The organism is Shewanella sp. 3_MG-2023 (assembly GCF_030548765.1).
Taxonomy (GTDB): Bacteria; Pseudomonadota; Gammaproteobacteria; order Enterobacterales; family Shewanellaceae; genus Shewanella.
On record NZ_JAUOSH010000047.1, the window covers coordinates 23,070 to 29,609 of the forward strand.

Consider the following 6,540-nt stretch of genomic DNA (forward strand, 5'->3'; position numbering starts at 1 on the left):
TTTAATTAAAATTCAAATGTCGCAGTTAAGTTGGCGTTTCTTGCATCACCAAGATACATGAATGAGCCTGAGCGATATGCCGCAGTCCAGTACTCCTCATCGAGAACATTACCCACATTAATTCGGAAGGTTAATGCTTCTGTCGCATTGTAATTAGCAAATAAACTCACCACTTGATAAGCCGGTACCACTACGCTGTAACGGTCATTTTCAGGATCATATCCTGCTGCTGTGTCAGGCTGTCCGCCGTACATTTCGCCTTGATAAGTGTAACCACCACCAATGACGAACATGTCATTAATCTCATAACGGAGCTGTAAATAGGCACTTTCATCAGCAAAGTTACTCAGTTTTTTACCGATATAATCTTCATTAAATGATTCAAGTACTTCTGAGTCCATTAATGACGCTGAAAGCTGAATACTAAAGGCATCAGTAATGTTACCCACCATGCCAATTTCAATCCCTTCTACACGGTTTTTACCGGTATTGAGGCTACCTAAGGTTGAATAGCTATCACCGACGCTTTCCATTACATCATCTTTAGTGATTTGGAATACCGAGGCAGAAAACATCACGCTATCGTCAAACAGCATCCATTTAGTACCCAGTTCAATATTCTCAACCAATTCTGGATCCGCTGCCAGTACTTGCTCAGGTGTGCCACAAAGTCCACCATAACCACAACTTGCGCCAAGGTCTGACTCACCGCCATTGATGTTAGTCGCGGTACTGTAGCTGGCGTATATATTGCCTGCTTCTGTCAGGCTATACACTAAGCCAACATGGCCGTTATACATGCTGTCGGAATAGTCATATAAAATATCACCATTACGGCTACTTGAAGTGTCATTGGTGTAATCAAAGCTATCTTGTCTGAAGCCGAAAAAGAGTTCTACCTCTTCGGTGATTGCCACGGTATCCATGAAGTAAGCCGAGATGGTTTCGATGTTATATATGGCATCAGATGCCCCTTTTGAATAAGTACGGCCCATCAGCTGGTCGATATTATCAACTTCATCGCCATTACCATCAATAATACAGTAAGCACCAGACTCGCCTCTGCGGCCATCGACGATACAATTAGTGGCGTTATTATTGACGATATCATACAAGCCGTTATCCACTGATTCATCGCTATATTCGAGTCCAAATACCCACTTATTCTCCATACCTAAAATATCGGTATTCCAGAATAAGTTGAACTGAGTGTTCCAGTATTCAACATCTTGGCGTCCTTGATGGGTGCTAATGGTTAAGGTTTCAGCTCCCGGCGCGTCAACATCGCTGGCTGCGCGATTAGTGCCACTCATACCCGTAGTTATATAGCCATTTTCAGTGCGACCAATACGAGTAGCATTGTAGAAAGTTAAGCTGTCTGAAATGTCATATTCGGTACGCAAGGTAAACGTGCTGACATCAGAGCTGAGAAAGTCAGAATCTTGAGCATAAACTGGAATATCTTCGATTGGCTTGCGAGTATCTTGGTCAAAGTAGCTACCTAAATCAGCCACATCATCGGCCTTCATGTAGTAACCATCGGCGATAAATGACAAAGCATCAGTCGCTTCATACACTAAAGACAATTGAGCACCATTTCTTTCTGAGCTAATGCCTTCACGGCCCGGCTTATCTTCATCGGCAATCAGGCCGTTAATTCGCAGCGCGACATCTTCAGTTAGCGGCACGTTATAATCAACAGTAAAACGAGTGTGATCATCGGTACCGACTGCGGCATCAACGCGGCCAAAGTTATAAGCAGTTGAGGCTTTTTTGGTGACACTGTTAACGGCACCGCCTGATGATCCGCGTCCAGCAAAGGTTGAACTTGGGCCTTTGGTTATTTCCACTTGTTCGGTGGCAAAACTTTCACGGGTGGTCATGCCCGGATCGCGCAAACCATCAACAAACACATCACTGCGGGCTTCATGGCCACGAATAATATAGCGATCACCAAAAGCATTACCGTTTTCACCGGTGCCCAAGGTCACACCCGCTTGGGTAGACAAAATATCTTTTAAATCGGTTAAGCCAGATTCTTGAATTTGATCTTGAGTCAGTACCGTGATCATTTGTGGGGTATCAACTAGATCGGCAACGCGACGTTTATCCCCTGATGTATCGTAAAAATACACCGAACTTTTCACCCCGTGGACTTCAATGCGCTCGATGGCTTCTTGTGACTGGCATTCAATATTTTCGCTTTTATCGCAAGCTTCAGTTTCTACTTCAGCAGCATAGGCAGGAGCGCCACTAAAAAACAAGGCGGTAGCAACGGCTTTTGCACCTAGGGATAACGACGTGTGATAGCGAGATTTCATATTAAAAACAATCCTTTTGTTAGAACCAACTAATTTAGGAGGCGATACTAACAAAGCGGCAACAACAATGTAAATAGAAACCATTATCATTTACATTAGTGTTTGAATTGTAAATTTAGTGATGTGAGACGTTTTGCTGAACCAACTGTGTTAGCAAGTCCCACGCAACAACTTACGGATTACACAAGACATTGACTAAACAAGACATTGATTAAAGAAGGTATTAATTCAAGAGGGGTATTGATTAAAGCGGCGAATAATTAAAGCGGCAGCAATAAAAATGGGCTGACCTGTTATAGATCAACCCATTGTAAAAAATAAGCTTATTTTTATAAGCTGAGCAAACTAGTCTTAAAAAGACCTAAGCCTAGTTCTAGTTAAAGAACTAGATAAGTGGGTTACCACCTTTACTTTCCACCTGACCGATAACTTCAATATTGCTTAGGGTCGATAAAATACCCCATTGCTGAATCGTCATCATGTCAGTCACTTCAGCGGCACTAAAGCTCAAACGTAAACCATCTTTTTGATATTCTTTTGCTAAGTTACTTGGCAGAATTTGCTGACCATCGTCAGTTAAAATGCCCCAAAATCCACCTTCAAGATCAAAATATCTTACAGTCCCTTGTTGCATAGCGATCCCTTTTTCAGAGCTAGTATCAGGTTTTTCCATTTCAGCCGTTTTTTCTACAGGGGCTGCTTTTACCACTGCTGGTGCTGGCTCAGATTGTGGTTCAACTTGCTCATTACAGCCTTGAACAAGTAATAAAGCAGCGATAGATGCAGATAAGGTTAATGATGTGCGCATGGGAGATTCCTTTTAAGCAAAATTTAAAAACAGTTTTAAACCGATCTGATTAACTGTTTCAAGAACGAATGTGTTACGAGCTAACGCTTTAGCAACTAAGTAAGCTGAGTTTACCAGAAACACAGGCCTGTTTAGTGTCCGTAGCGTGCTTTTTATAAACCACAACTAACATCGACAATACATGAGACTCATCAAATATAGCAATAAGATCAATTAAGGCGCCTATTAGCGCCTTAATTAAAGTATTACTCACCAAAGCGATTTATGCCGCTAGATTTATGCCGCTATTAGTGCGTAACAGACTATTTATCTGAGTTGGTAGAACCAATCTTATGGATCGCTAGATCAGCGCCAATAAATTCATCTTCTTGGCTTAAACGTAAGCTAGAGATTTTATTGACGACGCCATACACAATAAAACCACCAATAAGCGCCACAGCAACCCCAGCGACAGTGCCAACCACTTGAGACATTACGCTTACGCCACCTAATCCACCAAAAGCTTGCTGACCGAATATGCCTGCAGCAACGCCGCCCCACACACCACATAAACCATGTAATGGCCAAACGCCTAATACATCATCAATTTTAGTACTGCGTTGTAAACGGGTATACACCATCACAAATAAACCACCGGCCACACCGCCAACAATAAATGCCCCTACTGGGTGCATTAAGTCAGAACCAGCACACACAGCCACCAAGCCTGCAAGCGGGCCGTTATGGATAAAACCAGGGTCATTTTTACCGACAATCAACGCGATAATGGTGCCGCCAACCATGGCCATTAAACTGTTTACCGCCACTAAGCCACTAATGCCATCAAGGGTTTGCGCTGACATAACATTAAAGCCAAACCAACCGACAATCAGTATCCATGAACCGAGTGCCAGAAACGGAATATTAGAGGGTGCAAATGCCACACCCGGTTTACGGCCTTGGCGAGAGCCCAATACATATATCGCCACCAGCGCTAACCAGCCACCCATACCGTGTACCACTACCGAGCCTGCAAAGTCATGGAACTCAGCGCCAAAGGTGTCATTTAACCAAGTTTGAAAACCAAAGTTACCATTCCAAATCATGCCTTCAAACAGTGGGTATACCAACGCTACGATCAAAGCTGATGCTAATAAGAAAGGTTTAAAACTGCCGCGCTCGGCAATGCCACCCGATACGATGGCAGGGATTGCTGCTGCAAAGGTGAGTAAGAAAAAGAACTTAACCAGCTCGTAGCCGTTATTAGCCGTTAGCGCATCAGCACTGACAAAAAAGTGACTGCCATATGCTATTTGGTAGCCAATGACAAAGTACGCCAGCGCTGAAAAAGCAAAATCAGTTAAGATTTTAACTAGCGCATTCACTTGGTTTTTATGCCTAACAGTACCGACTTCTAAAAAGGCAAAACCCGCATGCATTGCCAGCACCATAATGGCACCAAGTAAGATAAATAATGTATTTGCACTTTGTGCCATGACGCTAATTGCATCACTAATGTTATCCATGCTTATCCCCATAAGTTTTTCTTTTATTAAATTCAGGGACTTACAAAAGCAAGAATTATTCCGTTATTAAGGTTTTGTCATACTAATTTGTACCAGTAAGGTGCAAGACATTGATGAATAAGGTGAAATAGCACCAATTACGCCCTAAATAAGTGCATAAATAACGATTAGCTAGTCGCTAAAGCAATATTAAATAACAAGGGTTGCACCACTGTGGATCACTCAACAAACTAACCGCCACTCACTGGTGCAAACCCATGCTTGATATCAATATTTTTACAGTGAAAACCACTGACAGCACGGCTAAACCTCAAATAGTGCACAAAGTTAGCTTAATTGTGCAGCAAAAAATTCATTTCCCTATCTCGATCACACTTTTGTAATACAATAATACTGTAGTATCCTTAAGCAATGAAATAGAGTTAATCCTAAGGGTAAAAACAATGAAAAAGCTCCATCTTAGTATACTAGCGGTTGCTATTCTTGCAGGTTGCTCCGCGACCTCACCGGCTCCACAAGTAAAAAAAGAGTTCAACTACGATCTCACTAAATACAATCTTGATGCGACTAAAGCGCCAGCACAAAACTTTGACCTAACAAAATGGAAAATCACCCTTCCTGAGCTAACTACAGAAGGCTCGCGTAAAGGCAAAGCCTTAGAGATTAATCGCCACGACCTTGGTAATACCCAAACCCCTTACGTTCACCCTGAGTGGTTTTATACCGACCCTAAAACCGGTGCCTTGGTTTTTGTTGCACCAAATGAAGCGCCTACAACGCCAAATAGTAAAAACACCCGTAGCGAATTACGCGGCATGTTGGCTGAAAAATACGATGATCCAAAAACCAATTTTGTAATTGCCTCTCACCCAGATGCAAGCGAGTACGGCGCAATTGGCGGCCAACTGAAAGCTACATTGGCAGTTGATCAAGTCAGTACCAGTGGTGAATACCGCAAGAACAATGCCTTTGCAGTGGTTATTGGCCAAATTCATGGTTCTGATAACGAGCCATTAAAAATCTTATATCGTAAGCTGCCAGGTCACGAATTTGGTTCACTGTCTTGGAACTATGAGCTAAATCCAATACCAGAATTACAAGATGCCAGAGATAGTAACGGCAAGAAGCTACGTAAAGATATTCGCCATAATGTATTCGGCACTTACAACCTACGTGAGCACCATGACGATCCACAAGATGGTATCCGTCTAGGAGAAATATTCTCTTATGAAGTGAATGTTGAAGGTGACATCATGAAGCTTACTTTCACCAAAAATCCTGGTGAAGCAAACGAAATCGTTAAAACCTTTGATGTGAACCTAGCAGAAGGTAATTACCAAGGTCACGAAGTTGACCAAGGTTACCAAGCTGATTGGATGTACTACAAAGCCGGTGTTTATAATCAATGTAATACCAAAGCAAGTAGCTCAAACTGTGAGTGGCGTGGTATGGAAGCCGGTGACTATGCCCAAGCAAGCTTCTATGAGCTAGAGCTTAATCAGTAACCGCTATTTTATTGATCTTTAATGGCGTTAAATCGCCGTTAGCTATATCGCCCAATGCATTGTCATTGGGCGTTTTTTTGTAGCGTTAATTATTAATTTTAACCCTGATTCAGGACTCATTGCTTCAATAGCTGCGCCAAGCAGTCGCTTATCGATATAAACAACCGACCTCTTATCTATACAAAATAGTTAAACATTTGCCTCTACAGCTGCGCTATTCAGTTGCTTATCGATATAAACAACCGGCCTCTTATCTATACAAAACTGTTAAACATTTGCCTCTACAGCTGCGCTATTCAGTTGCTTATCGATATAAACAACCGGCCTCTTATCTATACAAAATAGTTAAACATTTGCCTCTACAGCTGCGCTATTCAGTTGCTTATCGATATAAACAACCG

Annotated in this window: 4 protein-coding genes; 1 reads left to right on the forward strand and 3 read right to left on the reverse strand. The window is 42.3% G+C overall.

The annotated features are described in order from the left end of the window. Positions 1-5: 5 nt before the first annotated feature. The 3 genes from Q4591_RS18900 to Q4591_RS18910 form a co-directional block, all read right to left on the reverse strand. On the reverse strand, positions 6-2,321 hold the full coding sequence (locus Q4591_RS18900; protein WP_303414640.1) for a TonB-dependent siderophore receptor: 2,316 nt from the start codon (positions 2,319-2,321) through the stop codon (positions 6-8). A gap of 385 nt (positions 2,322-2,706) precedes the next feature. Continuing rightward, positions 2,707-3,129 carry a hypothetical protein gene (locus Q4591_RS18905; protein WP_102475665.1) on the reverse strand — a complete coding sequence of 141 codons (423 nt, stop codon included), beginning with the start codon at positions 3,127-3,129 and terminating at the stop codon, positions 2,707-2,709. A 302-nt stretch (positions 3,130-3,431) separates the two neighbouring features. Further along, positions 3,432-4,634: an ammonium transporter gene (locus Q4591_RS18910; protein WP_102440715.1), complete on the reverse strand. Its 1,203-nt coding sequence runs from the start codon at positions 4,632-4,634 to the stop codon at positions 3,432-3,434. 443 nt (positions 4,635-5,077) lie between these two features. Between Q4591_RS18910 and Q4591_RS18915 the strand changes: the two genes are divergently transcribed. Beyond that, the gene (locus Q4591_RS18915; protein WP_102440716.1) at positions 5,078-6,139 is read left to right on the forward strand and encodes a polysaccharide lyase family 7 protein; all 1,062 of its coding nucleotides are present in this window, start codon (positions 5,078-5,080) and stop codon (positions 6,137-6,139) included. Positions 6,140-6,540: the final 401 nt, after the last annotated feature.